This window comes from Candidatus Binataceae bacterium (genome assembly GCA_035500095.1).
Lineage (GTDB): Bacteria > Desulfobacterota > Binatia > Binatales > Binataceae > JAKAVN01.
Genome location: DATJXN010000064.1, coordinates 1 through 19,130, shown reverse-complemented (window position 1 = coordinate 19,130; position 19,130 = coordinate 1). Strand labels below are relative to the sequence as shown.

Annotated in this window: 17 protein-coding genes; 8 read left to right on the top strand and 9 right to left on the bottom strand. The window is 64.4% G+C overall.

What is annotated here, in order from left to right; translation table 11 throughout:
• The 6 genes from VMI09_07040 to nadA form a co-directional block, all read right to left on the bottom strand.
• Positions 1-224, bottom strand: a 224-nt coding sequence (locus VMI09_07040; GenBank protein HTQ24436.1) for a response regulator, incomplete at its 3' end; no start/stop codon positions are given.
• Entirely contained in the window at positions 221-1,687 is a 1,467-nt protein-coding gene (locus VMI09_07035; GenBank protein HTQ24435.1) for an ATP-binding protein, read from the bottom strand. The genes VMI09_07040 and VMI09_07035, both read right to left, overlap by 4 nt.
• Before the next feature lie 80 nt (positions 1,688-1,767).
• Positions 1,768-2,382: a DedA family protein gene (locus tag VMI09_07030; protein HTQ24434.1), complete on the bottom strand. Its 615-nt coding sequence runs from the start codon at positions 2,380-2,382 to the stop codon at positions 1,768-1,770.
• 3 nt (positions 2,383-2,385) lie between these two features.
• The gene (locus VMI09_07025) at positions 2,386-2,835 is read right to left on the bottom strand and encodes a CYCXC family (seleno)protein (protein ID HTQ24433.1); all 450 of its coding nucleotides are present in this window, start codon (positions 2,833-2,835) and stop codon (positions 2,386-2,388) included.
• Between the two features lie 20 nt (positions 2,836-2,855).
• On the bottom strand, positions 2,856-3,626 hold the full coding sequence (locus VMI09_07020; protein ID HTQ24432.1) for an NUDIX domain-containing protein: 771 nt from the start codon (positions 3,624-3,626) through the stop codon (positions 2,856-2,858).
• 97 nt (positions 3,627-3,723) lie between these two features.
• On the bottom strand, positions 3,724-4,755 hold the full coding sequence (gene nadA, locus VMI09_07015; GenBank protein ID HTQ24431.1) for a quinolinate synthase NadA: 1,032 nt from the start codon (positions 4,753-4,755) through the stop codon (positions 3,724-3,726).
• Between the two features lie 417 nt (positions 4,756-5,172).
• On the opposite strand from nadA, the gene VMI09_07010 reads away from it, so the two are divergent.
• The 4 genes from VMI09_07010 (at position 5,173) to VMI09_06995 (ending at position 9,926) form a co-directional block, all read left to right on the top strand.
• A complete protein-coding gene (locus VMI09_07010; protein HTQ24430.1) occupies positions 5,173-5,361 on the top strand; it encodes a hypothetical protein in 189 nt (62 codons plus the stop codon).
• Between the two features lie 164 nt (positions 5,362-5,525).
• Entirely contained in the window at positions 5,526-6,674 is a 1,149-nt protein-coding gene (locus tag VMI09_07005; GenBank protein ID HTQ24429.1) for an acyl-CoA dehydrogenase family protein, read from the top strand.
• Between the two features lie 1,027 nt (positions 6,675-7,701).
• Entirely contained in the window at positions 7,702-9,279 is a 1,578-nt protein-coding gene (locus tag VMI09_07000; protein ID HTQ24428.1) for a hypothetical protein, read from the top strand.
• Entirely contained in the window at positions 9,279-9,926 is a 648-nt protein-coding gene (locus VMI09_06995; protein ID HTQ24427.1) for an Ig domain-containing protein, read from the top strand. Before VMI09_07000 ends, VMI09_06995 begins: the two co-directional genes overlap by 1 nt.
• A gap of 92 nt (positions 9,927-10,018) precedes the next feature.
• Here the strand turns inward: VMI09_06995 and VMI09_06990 are convergent, their stop codons facing one another.
• The gene (locus tag VMI09_06990; GenBank protein ID HTQ24426.1) at positions 10,019-10,195 is read right to left on the bottom strand and encodes a hypothetical protein; all 177 of its coding nucleotides are present in this window, start codon (positions 10,193-10,195) and stop codon (positions 10,019-10,021) included.
• Positions 10,196-10,226: 31 nt separating this feature from the next.
• Positions 10,227-12,113, bottom strand: a complete 1,887-nt coding sequence (locus tag VMI09_06985) for a hypothetical protein (GenBank protein ID HTQ24425.1) — start codon at positions 12,111-12,113, stop codon at positions 10,227-10,229.
• A 977-nt stretch (positions 12,114-13,090) separates the two neighbouring features.
• Here VMI09_06985 and VMI09_06980 point away from each other — a divergent pair.
• Complete coding sequence (locus tag VMI09_06980) at positions 13,091-14,752, top strand: DegQ family serine endoprotease (GenBank protein HTQ24424.1); 1,662 nt, start codon at positions 13,091-13,093, stop codon at positions 14,750-14,752.
• A 189-nt stretch (positions 14,753-14,941) separates the two neighbouring features.
• On the opposite strand, the gene VMI09_06975 is transcribed toward VMI09_06980, so the two are convergent.
• A complete protein-coding gene (locus VMI09_06975) occupies positions 14,942-15,241 on the bottom strand; it encodes a hypothetical protein (protein ID HTQ24423.1) in 300 nt (99 codons plus the stop codon).
• A gap of 152 nt (positions 15,242-15,393) precedes the next feature.
• On the opposite strand from VMI09_06975, the gene VMI09_06970 reads away from it, so the two are divergent.
• From VMI09_06970 to VMI09_06960, 3 genes are all read left to right on the top strand, one after another.
• Complete coding sequence (locus VMI09_06970) at positions 15,394-16,230, top strand: helical backbone metal receptor (GenBank protein ID HTQ24422.1); 837 nt, start codon at positions 15,394-15,396, stop codon at positions 16,228-16,230.
• Positions 16,231-16,291: 61 nt separating this feature from the next.
• The gene (locus VMI09_06965) at positions 16,292-17,497 is read left to right on the top strand and encodes a CaiB/BaiF CoA-transferase family protein (GenBank protein HTQ24421.1); all 1,206 of its coding nucleotides are present in this window, start codon (positions 16,292-16,294) and stop codon (positions 17,495-17,497) included.
• Between the two features lie 30 nt (positions 17,498-17,527).
• Positions 17,528-18,877, top strand: coding sequence for an aspartate aminotransferase family protein (locus VMI09_06960; GenBank protein HTQ24420.1), 1,350 nt, complete (start codon positions 17,528-17,530; stop codon positions 18,875-18,877).
• The last annotated feature ends 253 nt before the right edge of the window (positions 18,878-19,130 follow it).

Below are 19,130 nucleotides of genomic sequence, written 5' to 3'. Positions count from 1 at the left end.
CCCGGGTAGGTCTGGCGGACCGCGGCGAGCAGTTCCTCGCCCGTCATTCCCGGCATCATCAGGTCGGTCAGCACTACGTCGAAGCTGCCGAGCGCAAGCTGCTCCATCGCGCGCTTGCCGTTAGGCGCCTCGTCGACCAGGAAGCCTTCCTCGCGCAGCGTCTCGACGGTTATCTGCCGCTCGAGGTCGTTGTCCTCAACCACCAGAACCGACGGTTGGCTCATGTATGTCTCCCCGCGGCGCCGAGCGGCAGGACGAAAGTCACCATAGCGCCTGGTCCGGCCGGGTTGGCGCCAATCCTTATAGTGCCGCCGTGGCGCTCCACGATCGCGCGCGAGAAAAAGAGGCCGAGGCCGATGCCTTCGCGCTTGGTGGTGAAAAAGGGCTCGAAGACATGGCTCGCAACGTCGGGATCGATCCCGGCGCCGGTGTCGGAGAAGGTGATGACCTCGTTTTCGCCGTCGCGCCGAAACGCCACCCCGAGCTCGCCGCCTTCGGGCATCGCCTGGATTGCGTTGGCCACCACGTTGATAAAGCAGGCGTGCAGCTTTTCCGCGTCGACGTTGAGAATCACCGGCGCGCCGGCGCCCTCGAGCGAGGCGCGAATCGACTGGCTCTTGAGCTTGGAGTCGGAAAGCTCCAGGACGTTGCCGACCAGCGCGCGCACGTCAGTGGGCGCGGGATGCACCTCGATGGGGCGGCCGTAGTTGAGAAAGCTCTGGATCAGCTCGGAGAGGCGATGGACTTCGTCCTTCATTATTCCGAGCTGGCGCCGATAATTTTCCTGGTCGTTCTGCAGTTGCGGCGCGTAGCGTGCGCGCAACTGGTCGATCGCGAGGCTGATGAAATTGAGCGGGTTCTTGATCTCGTGTGCGAGCGCGCCGGCGAGCTGGCCCAGCGCGGTAAAGCGCTCGAGCCGGTTGAGCTCGGCCTCGCGCTCGCGCGCGCGCCGCAACTGGTCAACCATCTCGTTGAAACTGCGCGTAAGCAGTCCGATCTCGTCGCGCCGATGCGCCTCGGGAACCGGTTCGAGGCCGCGCGCGGCGATGTTCTGCGCGGCGGCCGCGACCGCGTGGATCGGCTCGACGTAGCGGTCGGCGAGGACGTAGGAGAAAACCAGTCCGATCGCGAAAATCGCGAGCGCGACCGTCAGCAGATGGATACGGTGTTCCTCCAGCGGGCGGGCGAAATCGGCGAAATCTGCGACCACCTGCACGTAGCCGAGCAGATGGTCCTCGACTTCGACCGGGATTAGATAGACCGTCTGCTCGCCGGCGGGGCCGAAGGTGAAGGCCGGCACCGAGAGCGGATCGCCGTGCGCGCCGGCCTGCGCCGATACGTTGCGCACCGCGCCGCGGTTGATCGCCTCGCCGATCAGCGCCGGGTTGGAACTGTTGATGATCAGGTCCTTGGTCGATGCGATCGAGACTTCGAGCCCGTTGGTGTGCAGCGAGTTGACGTAGTTCTGCAGGCGGTCGCGATCGAAGCTGCCGACCGAGGTCAGCTCCTGCACGCTTATCTGAATCGCGCTCGCGAGTTCCTTGACGTTGTCCTGGGTTGCCGAAACGATCCGGTTCTGCGTATTGAGGCTGACCAGCAGCTCTGCACCGAGTGTCAGCCCGAGCAGCACCACCATCAACGCCATCAGCTTGGCCTTGAGATTCAGCGCCGGAAGTCGGAATTCCATATTTGGTCCAAGAGGCCGGCCAGCACGGCGCTTGCTCCGCGATCGGCAGGCGCCCGCGCCCGGATGGATCGCAGGGCCGCCTAGGTCGGGTTTTCCTCGTGTTCGCGCGTCGTATAAATCAGCGTCCTCATCGCGATGATCGCGCATGACAGCAGCGCCAATATCCAGAGCAGTTTCTCGAACCCGCCGATGTACCTGAGCACTGCTTCAAGCTCGTTGCCGAAGAGGTAACCGAGCGTGACCATGATCGGCACCGAAATCACCGCGCCGGTCAGATCGTAGAGAAAGAACCTGAGCGGGTTCACGCCGAGCGATCCGGCGGTCAGATAGACCAGCGCGCGCAAGCCGGCGACGAATCGCGCGTAGAGGATCGCCCGATGGCCGTGGCGCCGCATGAAGTCTTTCAGCCAATCGATCTGCCGGCGCGAGCGCGGCCGTCCAATGCCGAGGTAAGCGACCAGTCCGGTCCCAAAGCGGCGGCCGAGGAAGAACAGGCAGTTGTCGCCCGCAACCACTCCGAACAGCGCGACTATCAGCGTCATCGGATACTGGATGACCCCGCGATGCACCAGGAAGCCGCCCGCCACCAGGATCACATCCTCGGGCAGCGGCAGGCCCATCCCGCACAGGATCAGCACCGCCAGCAGTCCAGCGTAGGTGAAGCGCTGGAGGTAGGCCGAAACCAGTACCGCCAAGCGTCAATTCCCTTGCGCGTAATGGTCGCGCAGCACGCGGCGAATCTGTTCGACCGGCAATCCTTCGTCGGCGAGCTTGGCCGCCTCCACCGCTTCGCCGGTGCAGATCGGGCAATGCGCGCCGTGCTCGTCGCGATAACAGTCGAGCAGGTTCCGATGGCCGACTTCCTTGTCGCATCCGCAGTAGCAATGAAGCTGCGCCAGCAGCGCGGGATTTTTCTGTGCGACTTCGTAGGCCTCGCGCACGACGCCGAAAAAGCGTGCGGGATCGAGCGTCGGGCGCTCGCCCTTGACGTTGGTGGCGGTTGCCGAATCGGCCGCCGAGCGCATCGTCCATGCGCCCACGCCGACCGCAACGATCGCGACGGCGGCGATCGCCGCGAATATCCATCTTCGGTTCCGTGCGCGGCCACGCTGGGCGCCGCGGATCTCATTTTTGGTCCTGCTGGGCATGATGCTCACTCGCTCGATAATTATAGCATTTCCACGACTTGCGGGTCGCGCCGGGCGAAGCTGTAGAGGGCGGCCGGGCGATGCGGGCCGCGGCGCGTGGCCGGCAGCCGGCGCAGGATGCCCATCGAGAGAATTCGCCGGCGAAAATTGCGCCGGTCGATGGGCCGCTTCAGGATCATCGCGTACAACGCCTCCAGTTCGGCGAAAGTGAAGGTTTCCGGCAGCAAGTTACACGCGATATTGGTGTACTCGAGCTTGGCCTTGAGCCGCCCGAGCGCGTATTCCGCCATCTGCTGGTGATCATACGCAAGCGCGGGCAGGGCCGAAACCTCGAACCAGCGCCCGTCGAGATACTTGCCACCCGGCGCCGCCGCGCTGCGCGGGTCGGCGATTAACGCCATGTAGGCGACCGAAACGACATGGGCGCGCGGGTCGCGTGAGGGGTCGCCGAAGGTGAAGAGCTGCTCCAGGTACGCCTCGTGAATTCCGGTCGAGGCAAAAAGCTCGCGCCGCGCCGCCTCATCCAGCATCTCGCCCATCCGCACCAGTCCGCCGGCGAAAGCCCATCGTCCGCGCCCGGCGCCGCGGCGCAACTGCACGAGATAGGTCTTGAGCCGGCCACCCTCGACGGCGAAGAGCACCGTGTCGACCGCGACCTTTGGCCGTGCGGCGCGGTCGCTTCGCGCGGCGGCGCGGCCGCCGGCCTGGTCCGCCGGTCCCGAGCCGGTCTTCTCCGAGTCGGTCTTCCCCGAGTCTGTCTTCCCGATCGGTGCCCTGGATTCTGAGTTCACCGGCGCAAGTATATCCGCCGGATCATAAGTCGTTCAAAAGTCGGCGTTTAACCGGCTCGTAACCGGGCGGCCCCGGTTAAAGAGGCAGGGCGTGGGCTTAGGCGCCCAATTCCAGCATTCGCTCGAGCGCGCGGCGCGCGCCCTCGCGCACCTCATCGGACAGTTCGATCTCGAAGCGCAGGTAGCGCAGCGAATCCAGCGTACCGCCGAGCGTGATCATCTTCATGTAGCGGCAGAGCTTGCACGCCTTGTAAAAGTGCTTGCCGGGAATTTCCATCAGCAGACGGTCGGAAAGCCCGCACTCGGTCACGATCAGGAACTTGTCCGCCTCGCTGCCTTGCGCGTACCGGACCATCGCGCTGGTCGACAGCACCGCGTCGGCCAGGCGCAGGACGTCGGAGCGGCATTCGGGATGGGCCAGCACCTTGATTCCGGGGACCGCGCGCTTTACCCGGTCGACTTCCTCGGCGGTGATTTGATGGTGCACGTAGCAATTGCCGTCCCATGAGATGATCTTCTTGCGGCTCTGACTCTGCACGTAGTTGGCCAGGTTTTGGTCGGGCACAAACAGCACGTGCTCCGAGTCGATCGCCTCGACCACCTTGAGCGCATTGGCCGACGTGCAGCAGGCGTCGGATTCTGCCTTCACGTCGGCCGTGCAGTTGACGTAGGAGACGACTTTGAGGTCGGGATAGATTTCGCGCAGCTCCGCCTTGCGTTCGGCAAGAGCCTCGGCGGTTACACTCTCCGCCAGCGAACATCCGGCCCGCATGTCCGGCAGCAGCACGGTTCGTTCGGGATTGAAGATCTTGGCGGTTTCAGCCATGAAGTGGACGCCGCAGAACACGATGATCCCGGCGTCACGTACCTCGCGTGCCTTGTACGCCAGTTCCAGCGAATCGCCGATAAAGTCGGCGACCTCGAAGATCTCGGGACGCTGGTAGTTGTGCGCGAGCACCACCGCGCCGCGCTCGGCCTTGAGCCGGTTGATCTCGTCGATCTGCGCGGCATAGCGCTCGCAGGCGGCGAGCTCGTAGCCGTCCTGCCCGAGGGCGGCGAGCTTGCGATGGAGCCGCGCGGCGGCGGTATCGGCGGCGGCAACGATAGCGGACTGCATTTCAGGCGTCATCGGTCGGGACCTCACGTGGACGCGCGATGCGGGTATCTCGGGGACGGCCAGAATTGTTGCGGCCGCTTGAAGATTATTTTAATTCCCGGACTTTGCGTCAATCTGACATTTAGTCTACCAACACCCCGGCCACACGCGCAAGGGCGAAGCGCCCTCCCGCGAGCTTGCGGCCGAGTGGACGCAAGCCAGGAGGTTGACGCATCGACGCAACGCCGCATCGGAACGGGTCGGGGCGCGCGCTTCCCTAGGGCGGAATTAGACAGAGGGCGCGCGATTCGGAAAAGACGTCGCCAAACGGTATGCGATTTGCTGATCTCTTTTTGCGTGAGACTCGTGGCGCATCAATTCAACCCTTCCAAGCCTCAATCCAAGCCTCAATCTAAGCCTCAATCGCAGACCGCGGCCTTAGCTGCGCGGATGCGCGCGGACGAGATCGAACCCGGCTCGGTCATGCTCTTTTTCCTGCTGTTGTCGGCATTTATGGCGGTCCTCGCGCTGCGCACACATCTGCTTTCGCCGGCCGATTCGGTTAGGGCCGTTGCAGCCGTCGCGACGCCGCCGACCGCGATCGCCGCCAAATCAGTGTCGCTCCGGGCCGCTTTCTGACGCTTCCCGCGCTTCGTCCCTCTCTCTGGCGGCGCTTCCGACGTCGCAAGGGCGATTCCCTTGCGTGTTGGCGGCCGCCTGATTCGTTCTGTTAGTCTCGCCGCGACGGACGTATCGCGTCCGCAAAGATACATCGATTCGTTCGATCGACCAGGGGAACCGCAATGGCAGGGACGATGGACCAGGATGTAATCGAGGCGGTGCGCCGCTTCGTTGACCGCGACGTTATTCCGGCCGCCTCCGAGCTGGAGCACGCCGACGAATACCCGCATGCGCTTGTCGCCACGATGCGCGAGCTCGGGCTTTTCGGCGCCACCATCCCGGTCGAGTACGGCGGTCTGGGACTGAGCTTTGCGAGCTACGCGCGCCTGATGGCCGAGCTGTCGCGGGGATGGATGAGCCTCGCCGGCGTGATCAACAGCCATCTAATCATGGCCTACGTCATCACGCATCACGGCACCGAAGAGCAGCGCAAACGCTTCCTGCCCGCAATGGCGGCGGGCGAAAAGCGCGGCGGACTCGCGCTCACCGAGCCCCACGCCGGCAGCGACGTTCAATCGATCCGCACCTCCGCGGTACGCAACGGCGACAACTACGTGCTCAAGGGCAGCAAGATGTTCATCACCAACGCCCGACACGGCACGATGCTCGCCGTTGCGGCCAAGACCGATCCCAAGGCCAAACCGGCCTACGCCGGGATCAGCATGTTCGCGGTCGAGAAGAACGAGCACGGGCCGACCGTCAGCCGCAATATCAAGAAGCTCGGCTACAAGGGCGTCGATACCTGCGAAGTGCTGTTCGAGGAGCTCGAAGTCCCGGCCGGCAATCTTATCGGCGGCCGGGAGGGCCAGGGCTTCAAGCAGGTGATGAGCGCGCTTGAGGTCGGACGAATCAACGTCGCGGCGCGCGCGGTCGGAGTCGGACAAGCGGCGTTCGAGAACGCTATCCGCTACGCGCAGCAGCGCACCACCTTCGGCAAGCCTATCTGCGAACATCAGGCGGTCCAACTGCTCCTCGCGGACATGGGGACCCGGGTCGAGGCGGCGCGCCTTATGGTGCAGAGTGCGGCCGAGAAGAAAGACGCGGGCGAGCGATGCGACGTCGAGGCGGGGATGGCCAAGCTCTTTGCCTCGGAAGCGTGCGTCAAGGTCTCCCTGGACGCGATGCGCGTGTTGGGCGGGTATGGCTACACGGCCGAGTTTCCGGTCGAGCGCTTCTATCGCGACGCGCCGCTGATGATCATTGGCGAGGGAACCAGCGAAATTCAGTCTCTGGTTATCGCGCGCGGACTGCTCAACCGAAATCGAGTATGAGGGCACTGGCCTAACTTTCCGGGCCGTCCCATGGCGGTCGGCGAAGCATCGGGATGGTACATCGCGGTGTCTGCGCCTACCGCCATTTTTTTGTCACCACTCTTCCGAGGGCGCTGGGTTTATGGGGCTTTTTTTCAGCGGCGCGTCTCTTGCTCAACAGCATCTGGCAAGGATTTCAGGCGGCGCCGGCGGCGCCGCGCTCCTCGAATCCGCGCTCCTCGAATGAGATAGCGGGGCCGCAAGATCGGCGGGGTGGGGCGACGGGAGTTCGAGCGACAAGCGGAGCCAGCTAGAAGGGGTGGGGCCACTGGGAGTAAGGCGATTGGGCGAGTGGTGGGCGAGTGGTGCGATTGAGGGCGAGCGATCGAGGGCGGGCGACGGAGAGCGGGGCCGACGGAAAGCGGGGGCAACAGGTCTGATTTTCGGCGGGGCGGTTGCCGCACGGGAGTGCAGGGGGAGGCGGGCGATCGAAGAGATCCGACCCGGCTGAGCCGAGGCGGCAACGAGGGCCTGAAGGGAAGGGGAGGGCGTTTGTCAAACCCCATCCGCAAGCGGTCGGCGACCGCTGCGCGGCTGACGGTTTTTGCTGATCACGGGATGGATGGCTCTCGTTGTCGCCCGGCCATTGGCCGCGGCGAGCCCCCCAACAATCCCCGCGGTCATTCCAACGACCAGCGCACCAGGCGCGGCGCAGCGGGCGTCACGCACAGTCAGCGCGTCTCAAGGACCTGCCGGATGGAACGCGCCTGCGGCGCTTCTTAAATCTGCGGATAGACGCGGGCGCCCGCTCATGCGACGAATCGCGGGACGGTCCGACCATGCCGCGGCGCACACAACCATAAACTTCATCGCGCTCGCCCGCGACCAGGCCAACGGCGTCTTCGCGCCGGCGCGCCGCAATTCAACACCGCGCGCGATGAGAAATCCTTCCCCGCAGGATCCTGCCTCCGCGAGAGATCGGTCTTCCGACGGTTTGCGTCGGCCGCAGCAACGAAAAGTCCCGAAGGGCCGCGAACAACAGGATCCCGTGCTGATTGGCTTTCCGGGAGTCGGCGACAACGACACCGCGATTCCGCCCGACACCGACGGCGCCGTCGGGCCGGCCCATCTGGTGTTGGCGCTCAACAGCCAGATTGAAATTCAGACCCGCGCGGGAACGCTGATAAGCACGGTCAGCCTGCTCAACTTCTGGCCCAGCCTCGGCGTCGGCACCGTCACCGATCCGCGCGTGATATACGACCCGTACGGCCAGCGATGGATTATCATCACTGCGGGCGACCCGGAGACCGTCGCCTCGGCGATCCTGATCGGCGTCTCGCATAACAGCGACCCGACCGCGGGCTGGGACCTCTACCGGGTCCCGATCGACTCGACCGGCAATTTCTGGGGCGACTTTCCGATACTCGGGTTCAACAAGAACTGGATCGTCGTCGGGATAAATATCTTCACAATCGAGGGCAATTTTTACGAGTTCGCGAACCTCTACGCCTTCGACAAGGCGAACCTGTACGCGGGCGGCTCGGGGCTTTTCACCCTGTTGCAGGACGATAGCGGCGGGTTCTCGATGAATCCGGCGCTCACCTACGATCCCAACCTTGCGACGCTCTACGTCCTGGGATCGTGGAGTTCGGCCAACGGCCGGCTCAGGATGAGCACGATCACTGGGGCGGTAGGTTCCGAAGTGCTCACCACGGGTGTCGCCTTGCCGACTGGGCCGCAGCCGTGGCAGGCGGTCGAGCCGGCGCTCAATTTCGCGCCGCAACTCGGCTCGACGAGGGATATCGATACCGACGACGACCGGCTCGACGGGACGGTCTATCGAAACGGGTCGCTCTGGACCGTGCAGACCATCTTCCTGCCCGCGACCGGCACGCCGAATCGATGCTCGGTGCAGTGGTGGCAGATCGACACGACGTCGGGCGACGCGGGCGGGGTCCAGCAACTTGGGCGAATCGACGATCCGACGGTGACGCAGTTTTTCTCCTACCCGTCGATCGGAGTCAATCGCGAGAACGACGCGTTGGTGGGGTATTCGCAGTTTTCGGCGGCGCAGTACGCGAGCGGTGGCTTCTCGATGCGGATGGCGGCCGACCCGCCGAACACATTGCGCCAGAACACACTGCTCAAGGCAGGCCAGGGGCCCTACTTCAAAGACTTCGGCACGGGAGACAATCGATGGGGCGATTTCAGCACCACGACGGTCGATCCGCTGGACGACCTAACCCTGTGGACGCTCCAGGAATATGCCGCGACCGGCAATAGCTGGGGCACCTGGTGGGGAGAGATATCCGTCGGCCCGACGCCGACGCCGACGGCAACTCCCAGCTCGTCGCCTACACCGACTCCAAGTCCGACCCCATCGCCTACGCCAAGCCCGTCGCCGTCGCCCACGCCTTCCCCAACGACCACGCCGACCCCGATACCGACGCCCTCGCCAAGTCCGACGCCAGCTCCGACGCCTTCGCCGAGTCCGTCCACGCTGGCCGTTAACCGCAACGGCGACGTGATGCTCGGCTTACGCACTTCGGGACGGGAATTTATGCGAGCGGAGCCTATTCGGTTCACCTGGCGACCGCTCCTCCGAGCACGATGGAAGGCGAAGTGATGTTGAAGTCCGGGGAGGCATCCTATTTCAAGGACTTCGGCACCGGCGACAACCGATGGGGCGATTTTACCGCCACCGTCGTCGACCCGGTTGACGATACTTCGATGTGGACGATCCAGGAGTATGCCGGTGAGAACAACATGTGGGACACGTGGTGGGGTTCGATAACGCCCGGTACGTCGGTTGCGACGCCGACGCCCGCTGCCTCCGCGACCCCGACCGCCGTAGCGACGCCGACGCCCAAGCCAACTGCGACTCCAACGCCGACACCCGTTCCGACCTCCACTCCGACCCCGTCGCCGCTCGTCATTGGAGCAAAAGCAACGCTGCCCAATGCGCACACCACGGTTCTTTACGACGCATCGCTTCGCATCACGGGCGGCGTCGCGCCCTACACTATCGATCTGGTTGCGGGCCATCTGCCGCGCGGCTTCTCGATAGATCAGACCTCGGGAGCGATTACGGGAGTGCCGGCCGCAGTCGGCACCTGGTATCCGACAATTCGGGTTACCGACAGCGGAAGTAACCGGACGCGCAAGAAATTCTCGCTGACCGTGGTCAAGGTTACCGCCGCATACTGCGAGCGGACGATGATCTGCGAGGTGCCGAGGGGCGCCATGGTGATAAATACGAGCCAAGGCGACTGACGCGCCTGTAAGCTGCTGCTATAAAGCCGGGCAAGAAAAAGGGGCCGGCCCGTGCGGGCCGGCCCCTTTGCGCGTGTTGCGCTACAGGCGCCTTACGGACAGGCTCCGCCGGTCAAATGTTGCTGTGCGAAACCGTGCGGATGGCAGTCGTCAAACGACTCGTTGATCTGATGGAGCAGGTTGCGCAGCGAGTCTGCGTCCAACCCCGTCGGCATCCCGCCATTGCCCAGGGCCTTGTTGGCGGCCGCAAGGATCTCGGAGATCGACATGCCATCGAACGTCGTGCGCTATTGCACAGGTTCAGGTTGCCGAACGGGCCGCCCGGGCCTTCGGTGAATCCGGCCGCGCTGAAGTTGACGTTGAGCTCCAGCGCCAACACTTCGCCGCCGAGATTGCCCGAATGCGAGCTTGACGGGTTGCTGAGGCAGGCGTTGAGCACTCCGGCCTGGCCGCGGGCCGTAGATAGTTCTCGATCGCCGCCGGTGACGTGAACTTCATGTCGAAGCGCTTCGAGGCGCACGGCAGGCCGACCCGTACTCCATTCGCGCCATACACGGCGTTGAAGTCGTCGTTCAGCACATTATGGGCCTGGTTGCCTTCGCCGTGGCAATCGCCGCTGGCCACGTGTTTGAGGTCGTGAGCGGCGCCGGCGTCGCTCGCGCCGCAGGTGTGCGACCAGTGAGCCTCGTTATAGGTGCAGAATTCGCCCTGGATGAAAGGCGGACGTACAGGAGGCGTGGCGGTCGGAGTGGGCGTGACGATCGGCGTCGGCGTCACGACTGGAGTCGGAGTGACAACCGGAGTCGGCGTGACCATCGGAGTTGGAGTGATAAGAGGAGTTGGCGTCTGGACCGGCGTCGGCGTCACGTCAGGGGTCGGAGTCACCACCGGCGTTGGCGTGACGTCCGGAGTTGGCGTTACCACCGGGGTGGGCGTCACGAGCGGAGTGGGCGTTTCAGTAGGCGTTGGAGTTTCGGTGGGTGTCGGTGTAGCCGGACCGGTAGCTCGCGGCACATTCTCTTCATCGCAGCCCGTCTGGTTGGTCCCGGGACATACGGTGAAGACCTTGCTGAAGTCGCCCATCGTAAGTGTGACGGTCGTGTCCGGAGCGCTTATTGCGGCGCAATTCGTTATTGTGCCGCCGTTACTGCCGCCGTCCATGGCCGCGCTTACGTTCTGCGTATTAATCTGCCCGTCGCTCATCGTCGAGCCGTCGATCGCGAGCGTCCCGGAGGGGTTGAAGCTGGTGAAGGTGATCAGCGTGGCAGTTCCGGTCAACACCGGATTCGCAGGACCCTGCGCGTCGGAAAGCGTTACGGTCCGGTTGCAATCCGCCTGCAGGCGCGCAAATACATTGCGCGATGCGGCGCTCTGCGACCAGCCCGCGTCGTCCCCGCCGCCGGGTCCGATACCCTCTCCGGCCGGCCCGTCGTCGTCATCGACGTCGATATATTGCATCCCGTTCGGAACTCCCGCCGCCGCGTTGCTGACGCTGACGATCACCTCGGCATGCAGATTCGGTCCGAAAGGCGAGAGACCCAGAACAGTGTTGTCGAAGGTCGCCGTGTAGAAAAGTCGAATCAACTGTCCCGCCCTCAGTTTGAATTCCGGCACCAGCGAGAACACGGAATTGTCGGCGGCATTGATGAAGTCGACGGTGCCCGAGGCCGCCGTCGTGTAAAGCGTGCCCGTCTTGTCCACGGTTGGATCGGGCGGCGTCGAAAGCTCATAGTTGCCCGGCCCCGCGCAGAGCGAACCGGGTTTGTTGTACTTGAGACTTTCGTGCGAGGCCGACGAGACGAAGTTGCCATAGGTCGCCGCCTGGCCGAAGGTGGCGTCCGCGACGTCCACTGCCTCTGAAACGAATACGTTGGCCGCGGGGCAGGGGCGTTGCAGGTTGACGATGATGTTCCCGAGCTTCGCCGGTCCGGTACCCGTATTTTGAATTGCAATCCGGCCAAAGACCTCGACCGTCTGATTGCTCACGGAGATCTTAGTCACGCCGACGGTCCAGCTCGCCGTGCCATTGGCGAAGCCGCCGTTTTTGGCGATCGACCAATCGGTGTTGGTCGTGAATACGCCTATCGCGCTGGTGTTGCCCAAATCTATGTCGGCCTGAGCGCGCGCCAGCGTCGCCCAGGCGAACTGAACAATCAACAGCAGAGCCGCGCCCGCCGTCAGCATCATGGCCCGCGTTTGCGCCCAATGATCGTTGCATCCGTTTCGCGCGTTGCGTCCGTGGTCAAGGACCGGAACGCCACAAAGATCTCGCATATATAGGCTCTCCGTTAATTGTGTCGCCGCGTGCGATTGGTTCGGCGTTGTCAATAGCTATTGGCTGTTGACTATTAGCTGCCGCATCGCTCAGGCTTCCGCTCGCGACTGACTATTTGATACTCGTTTTGATACTCGTTCATGCGACGTACAGTACGAGCTCTGAGATATGCGGCGTCTGGCATCTCAGTCTGATACATTGCCGATACTCGTTGGCATCGCGGCCGCACCGTAGGGCCGCCTTGGGACACCATGAGCAGCCGATGCTCGTAGGGGTCTCTGACGCGCCCCCCCCTTGGCGAGAGGGCAGGGAGCGTGCCCAAAAGATCGGGTCGAAATAAGCCCGCAATTGCTCGGCCTGGATGCAAACGGGTTGGTTAGCGACAAGAAACCGGCTTGAAAGAGACCAAGGGAGCGACAAAAAAATGCCGCCCCGATTCTGACCAACGCGCCGCCCCCGCGCGGCCGGCCGCGGCCGTCCCACCCCAGCGGCCGGGCGCGCGGAGCGCTCGTGAAGCCGTGAACCTCCATGCCTGTCCGGGAGGCCGGCCCGCGAAGTACGTTGGCAGACGCAGCACTGTCCGGCCGGAATCTATGGGACGGCGGCGAACGGCCGCAGGGAACTGCGAATGGCCGTTACCCGATGTGGCCGGGCGGCGCAGGTGACCGAGCGGGAACGGAGGCGTTTGCTTAGCGGGAATTTTCTGATTTACTTGTTAGCTGGATCAGGGCCCGGTTCAAGCGGGACGCCAGGCAGCATCTTTAGCCGAAAAAGAGACCCGCGGCGCACATCGCCTGAATTTAACTCATCCGCCATCGTCATAGACCATGTAGATATTGCTGTGCTCAGCGAGCGGACAGGAACTTTGCCATCTCCAGGAGGAGACTGAATGTTTAGGAAGATCGCCGCAGCATCCTGCGGCGTGTTTCTGGGTATCATGATCGCCTTTGCGCGCGCCGGAGCCTTTCCTTTCTGGAGCGGCAGCTCGCAGCAGGATCAGACCAAATCGCAATCCCAACAGGCCAAGCCCGAGTCCGCGCCTGCGCAACGAACCGCGCAAGCGGAGGGCGACCGTGGGCCGGCGCCCGCCAACCAGCCCGAACCCAATGAGCCCGCCGTAGCGATTCCTTCTTTTGCGCCGCTCGTCAAGCGCGTTATGCCGTCGGTGGTCAACGTGAGCGTCGTGCAGCAGGTGAAGGCCGGGTCGCCATTTGGCGATCAGGGCGGGCCGGGCGACTCTCCGGACGCGCCCGACTCGCCGGAGGGACCAGGCGGTATGGGCCCCGGGGGGCCGGGAGGTCCGGGTGGGCAGGGAGGTCCGGGAGGTCCGGAGCAGGGCCCCTTTGGCCAGGCGAACCCGTTTGACCAGTTCCGCCGCTTCTTCGGCCAGATTCCCCATGAATACAAGCAGCACGGGCTGGGCTCGGGCGTGATCGTTTCGCCCGACGGCTATATCCTGACCAACAACCACGTGGCCGGCCACGCCGACGAGATTCACGTCCGGCTGCTCGACAAGCGCGAGTTCACCGCCAAGGTCGTGGGCAAGGATCCCAAAACCGACCTTGCGTTGATCAAGATCGACACCCATCAGCCCTTGCCGGTCGCGCCACTCGGCGATTCGAACTCGGCCGAGGTTGGCGACTGGGTAGTCGCGATCGGCAGTCCGTTCGGCTTTACCTCGACGGTCACGGCCGGAATTATCAGCGCCAAGGGGCGCGCGCTCGGCGGTAACTACGACGACTTCATCCAGACCGACGCCTCGATCAATCCCGGCAATTCGGGCGGCCCGCTGTTCAACGCCAAGGGTCAGGTGATCGGAATCAACACCGCCATCTACAGCAGCACCGGCAGCAACGCCGGGATTGGTTTCGCGATCCCCATCGACATCGCCAAGCAGGTGATGCAACAGCTCAAGGAGCACGGCAAGGTGGTCCGCGGATGGCTTGGCGTGGAGATCCAGGAAGTCACGCCCGACCTCGCGCAATCGTTCAACCTGCCGAAGCCCGAAGGGGCGCTGGTGGCCAACGTCGAGAAGGAGGGCCCGGCGCTCAAGTCCGGGATCCAGCGCGGCGATATCATCGTGAAGTTCAACGGGACGGCCGTGCAAGACGAGCATCAACTGCCCGAGCTGGTGGCGCAGACGCCGATTGGCGACAGCGTCCCGGTCGAACTGATTCGTAACGGCAAGCACCTCACGATCCAGGTGAAGGTCGCCGAACTGAAGGAAGAGCAGCTGGCGAGCGCCAAAACCGAAGAGCCCGGTTCCAACTGGGGACTCCAGGTGCAATCTATTACTCCGGAGATCGCCAACCAGCTCAACCTGAATAGCACCAAGGGCGTAGTGGTGCGCGGCGTGACGCCCGACAGTCCCGCGGCTGACGCCGGAATCCAGCAGGGCGATATCGTGCTTGAGGTCAATCACGCGAAAGTCAACAGCGTCGACGATTTCCTCTCAGCCGCCAAGCAGGCCAAAAAGGAAAAGAACTCGACCCTGCTCCTGGTGCAGCGCGGCAGCGCGACGATGTACACGGTGATCAAGCCGCAGGGATGAGCAACAGCGCCCTTGTGGGCGGCTTGCGCAAGCCAGCCCGACCCGGAGATCCGAAATGGTTTCCGGCATTATCGGTAAAGGAATGAAAGAACGGCGGGCGGTCTCCCGAGGGGAACCGCCCGCCGCGTTTTTGTGCGGGTCAGCGGATTCGCAAGGCCGATCCGGATGAAGCGGCAGCGCCGGGGCACGTTACAGGAAATTGCCGAAGAAGTTCTTTTTGGCGTCGTGGTGCGATAGGATTTGCGCCACGCAGCAGGTGCGAACGATGCCCGGTTCGGCGGTGGCGGCGGACCGGATGGCGGATGGTGCTTCGGGGGTGGGGCGCTTGGACGGTTCGCGCAGGATTTCCTGATGGCAAAGCGGCGGCGGCGGTCGCGCGCCAGGCGCAGGCGGCCAAGCCTCGTACTCATTCTCCTGCTGCTCGTGGTTGCGGCCGGCTTCGTCACCCGGCGCGTCCTGGCGCCGCGTGCGATGCATTTTCTGAGTCATCGCTCCGCGGCGCCCGCGCCTGCGCTCGGCGGGGAGTCTCCGCAGCCGAATCCGGCCTACGGCGCGGACGGCAATCTGACCGACTCCGATCGCCGTGCGCTCGACCGGATTGTGCGGGAGCGGAGCGGCAGGTAGGCAGGACCGGAAAGCGGATGGCATCATGGCTTCAACTCAGCGACGACGTCGGGCTTAGGCTCGCGCTCGAGCGCCCGCCACGGCGCGTGATCTCGCTGGTGCCGAGCTGGACGCAGACGCTGTTCGCGCTCGACGCGGGCGAGATGCTGGTTGGGGCAACGCGCTTTTGCGTCGAGCCGGCCGAAGCGCTTGCCGCGATTCCCAGGGTGGGGGGAACGAAGAATCCCAAGCTGCGCGAGATTGCCAAGCTCAAGCCCGACCTTGTGATCGCCAACGCGGAGGAAAACCGCCGCGAGGATATCGAGCGTATGCGCGAGCAGGGGATGCAGGTGCTGACCACGTACCCGCGCACGGTGCCGGGCGCGGTCGAATCGATCCTGCGTATCGGCCGCGTGCTGGATCGCGAGGCGCAGGCGGCGGCGCTCGCGCGCGAAATCACCCTCTCGGTGAGCGGAATCGAAGCGGGGCTGGGCGTCTGGAGCAAGCTCCGGCTCAGGGTCTTCTGTCCGATTTGGAAAAAGCCCTGGATGACATTCAACGCCGACACCTATGCGCACGACGTGTTGCGCATGATGGGCTTCAACAACGTCTTCGCCAGCGCGGGCGAGCGCTACCCGCGGGTGACGATCGAAGAGGCCGTCGAGCATCGCCCGGACATCGTGCTGCTCCCGGACGAGCCGTACGAATTCGGCCAGGACGATCTCGAAGAAATGAAGGCGATGCTGCCTGCGGCGCTCGGACGCCGCGTGCTCCTCGTCAGCGGGCGCGACCTGCATTGGTACGGCATTCACATGGTCGAAGGGCTGCGCGCGCTCAACGCGCGGCTCTCGCGGTTGCGCGCGGCGGTGGTATAAGGCACATACGCGGACGCTGTCCAAGCTCCGGCGCCTCAAAGTAAGGAGATAGTGTACACTCATGGCTTCAATCGCGCCGCTCAGCGGCATCAAGGTTATCGACCTGACCAAACTCGCCCCGGGACCGCATTGCACGATGATCCTCGGCGACCTTGGCGCCGACATCATCAAGGTCGAGGAACCCGGGCCGCCGACCGGGCGGCGCGCCGAGCAGGCCGCGGCCTCGGGCAAGACCGAGCGGCGCGGGACCGGTCTTGGGGCATTCAACGCGCTCGGGCGCAACAAGAAATCGATCGGACTGAATCTTAAGAGCGGGCCGGGGCGCGAAATCTTTCTGCGCCTGGCGCAGCGCGCGGACGTCGTGGTCGAGGAATTCCGCCCGGGCGTCGCCAAGCGGCTCGGGATCGACTACCCGATGCTTTCGGCGCGCAATCCGCGCCTCGTCTACTGCGCCGTGACCGGCTTTGGCCAGACCGGGCCGTATCGGGATTTCGTCGGCCACGATCTGAACTACATCGCGCAGGCGGGCGCGCTCTCGATGATCGGGCGCAAGGACCAGGCGCCGACGATTCCACAGAATCTGCTTGCCGACTATGCCGGCGGAGGGATGCACGCGGCGATCGGCGTGCTCGCGGCGCTGCTCGCGCGCCATCAGACCGGCCGCGGGCAGTATGTGGATATCGCGATGCTGGACGGAACGATGCTGCTGATCGCGCAGGCGATCTCCAACCATTTCGGCAAGGGATGGATCCCGCGTCGCGGCGCGACCACGCTCGACGGCTCAGCGCCGTACTACAACCTCTACCTGACCAAGGACGGCAAATACATCACGATCGGCTCGGTCGAGCCATGGTTCTATGCCAATCTGTGTCGCGCGCTCGGCGCCGAAGAATATATCCAGGACGAATACAACAGCGCCCGCTTCGACGAGATCAAGGCGCGCTTCGCCGAAATCTTCAAAACCAAAACGCGCGACGAATGGTGGGAGGTGCTGACCAGGGCCGATATCTGCGTGGGCCGGATGCTGACGCTCGACGAGCTCGAGCACGATCCGCAAATCCGCGCGCGCAACATGGTGGTCGAGGTTGAAGCGCCGACCGGCGAGAAGGTGAAGCAGGTCGGAATTTCGATCAAGCTTTCCGAGACGCCCGGATCGATCCGCACGCTCGCGCCCAAGCTCGGCCAGCATACCGACGAGGTCCTCACCGATCTCGGCTATGGCGAGCACGACATCGAACGCTGGCGCGGCGAGGGCGCGATCCGCTAAGGCGCGATCGTCGAGGCGAGGAGAGTAAGCATGGCCGAGCTGCGCGAATCACCGAATTCCTCGATGCTGCCGCTGACGTTCATCCGCGGCCCCTACGAGCCGCTGCTGATCGACCATGCCGAGGGCGCCTGGCTGCACACGGCCGATGGGAGGAAGATCCTCGACGCCGCCGGCGGCGCAGTCGTGACCAACATCGGACAAGGCCGCGAGGAAATCGCCCAACTGATGGCCGAAGAGGTCCGCCGCGCCAACTACGTCGTCCCGATCTGGTCCACGCCGCAGCGCCAGCGCCTGGTCGAGCGGCTTGCGCGATGGACTCCGCCGGGACTCACGCGCTTCTTCTTTACGTCCGGCGGTTCCGAGGCGGTCGAAGCGGCACTCAAGTTCGCGCTGATGTATCACAAGGTCAACGGCCGCCCGCAGCGCACGAAGATAATCGCGCGCGAGGCCTCCTATCACGGCAATTCGATCGCCGCGCTCTCGGTCGGCGGCAGCCTGCGCCGCGCGGACTACGAGCACGTGCTGTTCGATTGGCCGAAGATCAAACCCTCGTACTGTTACCGATGTCCGTGGGACAAGACCTATCCCGGATGCGACATCGATTGCGCCAATGCGCTCGAGGCCGAGATCGTGCGCCACGGTGCGGACACGGTCGCGGCGTTCATCGCCGAACCGATGATGGGATCGGCGGGCGGCTCGGTGCCGCCGGTCAAGGAATACTGGCCGCGGCTGGCGGAGATCTGCCGCCGCCACGGCGTTCTGCTCATCGCCGACGAGGTGATGACCGGCTTCGGACGCACCGGCCGGCGCTTCGCCGTCGACCATTGGAACGTGGTCCCCGACATCCTGGTCGGCGGCAAGGGCCTCGCCGGCGGCTACATGCCGATGGGTATGATCGCGGTGCGGGAGGAGCTGGTCGAGCAGTGCGAGGCAAAGGGCGCCGACTTCATGTTTTACACCTACAGCTCGCATCCCACCGCCTGCGCCGTCGCCGAGCGCGTGCTCGAGATAATGGAGCGCGAGCAGCTGGTCGAACGGGCGGCCGCGATTGGCGCGCGGCTCGGTGCGCAGCTCAAGGAGGAGCTCTCGGGCCATCCGATGGTCGGCGACATCCGCGGCGCCGGGATGTTCTGGGGCGTCGAGGTGGTGCGCGACCGCGCCTCGCGCGCGCCGTATCCGCCGGCGATGAAGGTTGCGAGCCGGGTGGTCGCGGCCGGGCTCAAACGCGGGCTGTTCGTCTACCCGGCGACCGGGATGGCCCGGCCGGGCGGCGACGCGGTGATGGTGACGCCGCCATTCGTGATCGGTCCCGAGGAGATCGATTATATCGTGAGCCGGCTCCGCGCCACGCTCGACGACGTGCATCCGAATCTGCAGTAGCCCGAATCGGCGGACGGTCGGCCAGAAAGCGGCGAACGCACCCCCGTCAGTGTCGATTTCTCTGAGTCGCCCCGGCTTCGTTGGTCCGTTCCATCTGCAATCGCCCGGCCCTTTTTTTTCGAGCGAGGTCGCCGTGCCGATCCGGCGAGGGCCGCATGGTCTTTTCCGGCCGCGCCCGCACGGTCTTTTCCGGCAGCAGCGCATCGTCTTTTTGTCATCCTGAGCGAGCGTTGCGCGAGTCGAAGGATCCCGG

Excerpts from the sequence above, each read along its gene's own strand:
- VMI09_06995 (HTQ24427.1), top strand. The coding sequence starts at position 9,279 with ATGTTGAAGTCCGGGGAGGCATCCTATTTCAAGGACTTCGGCACCGGC.
- VMI09_06965 (HTQ24421.1), top strand. The coding sequence starts at position 16,292 with ATGGCTTCAATCGCGCCGCTCAGCGGCATCAAGGTTATCGACCTGACC.
- VMI09_07035 (HTQ24435.1), bottom strand. The coding sequence starts at position 1,687 with ATGGAATTCCGACTTCCGGCGCTGAATCTCAAGGCCAAGCTGATGGCG.
- VMI09_07025 (HTQ24433.1), bottom strand. The coding sequence starts at position 2,835 with ATGCCCAGCAGGACCAAAAATGAGATCCGCGGCGCCCAGCGTGGCCGC.
- VMI09_06980 (HTQ24424.1), top strand. The coding sequence starts at position 13,091 with ATGTTTAGGAAGATCGCCGCAGCATCCTGCGGCGTGTTTCTGGGTATC.
- nadA (HTQ24431.1), bottom strand. The coding sequence starts at position 4,755 with ATGACGCCTGAAATGCAGTCCGCTATCGTTGCCGCCGCCGATACCGCC.
- VMI09_07005 (HTQ24429.1), top strand. The coding sequence starts at position 5,526 with ATGGCAGGGACGATGGACCAGGATGTAATCGAGGCGGTGCGCCGCTTC.
- VMI09_07010 (HTQ24430.1), top strand. The coding sequence starts at position 5,173 with ATGCGCGCGGACGAGATCGAACCCGGCTCGGTCATGCTCTTTTTCCTG.
- VMI09_06990 (HTQ24426.1), bottom strand. The coding sequence starts at position 10,195 with ATGTCGATCTCCGAGATCCTTGCGGCCGCCAACAAGGCCCTGGGCAAT.
- VMI09_06970 (HTQ24422.1), top strand. The coding sequence starts at position 15,394 with ATGGCATCATGGCTTCAACTCAGCGACGACGTCGGGCTTAGGCTCGCG.
- VMI09_06985 (HTQ24425.1), bottom strand. The coding sequence starts at position 12,113 with ATGATGCTGACGGCGGGCGCGGCTCTGCTGTTGATTGTTCAGTTCGCC.
- VMI09_06960 (HTQ24420.1), top strand. The coding sequence starts at position 17,528 with ATGGCCGAGCTGCGCGAATCACCGAATTCCTCGATGCTGCCGCTGACG.
- VMI09_06975 (HTQ24423.1), bottom strand. The coding sequence starts at position 15,241 with ATGACTCAGAAAATGCATCGCACGCGGCGCCAGGACGCGCCGGGTGAC.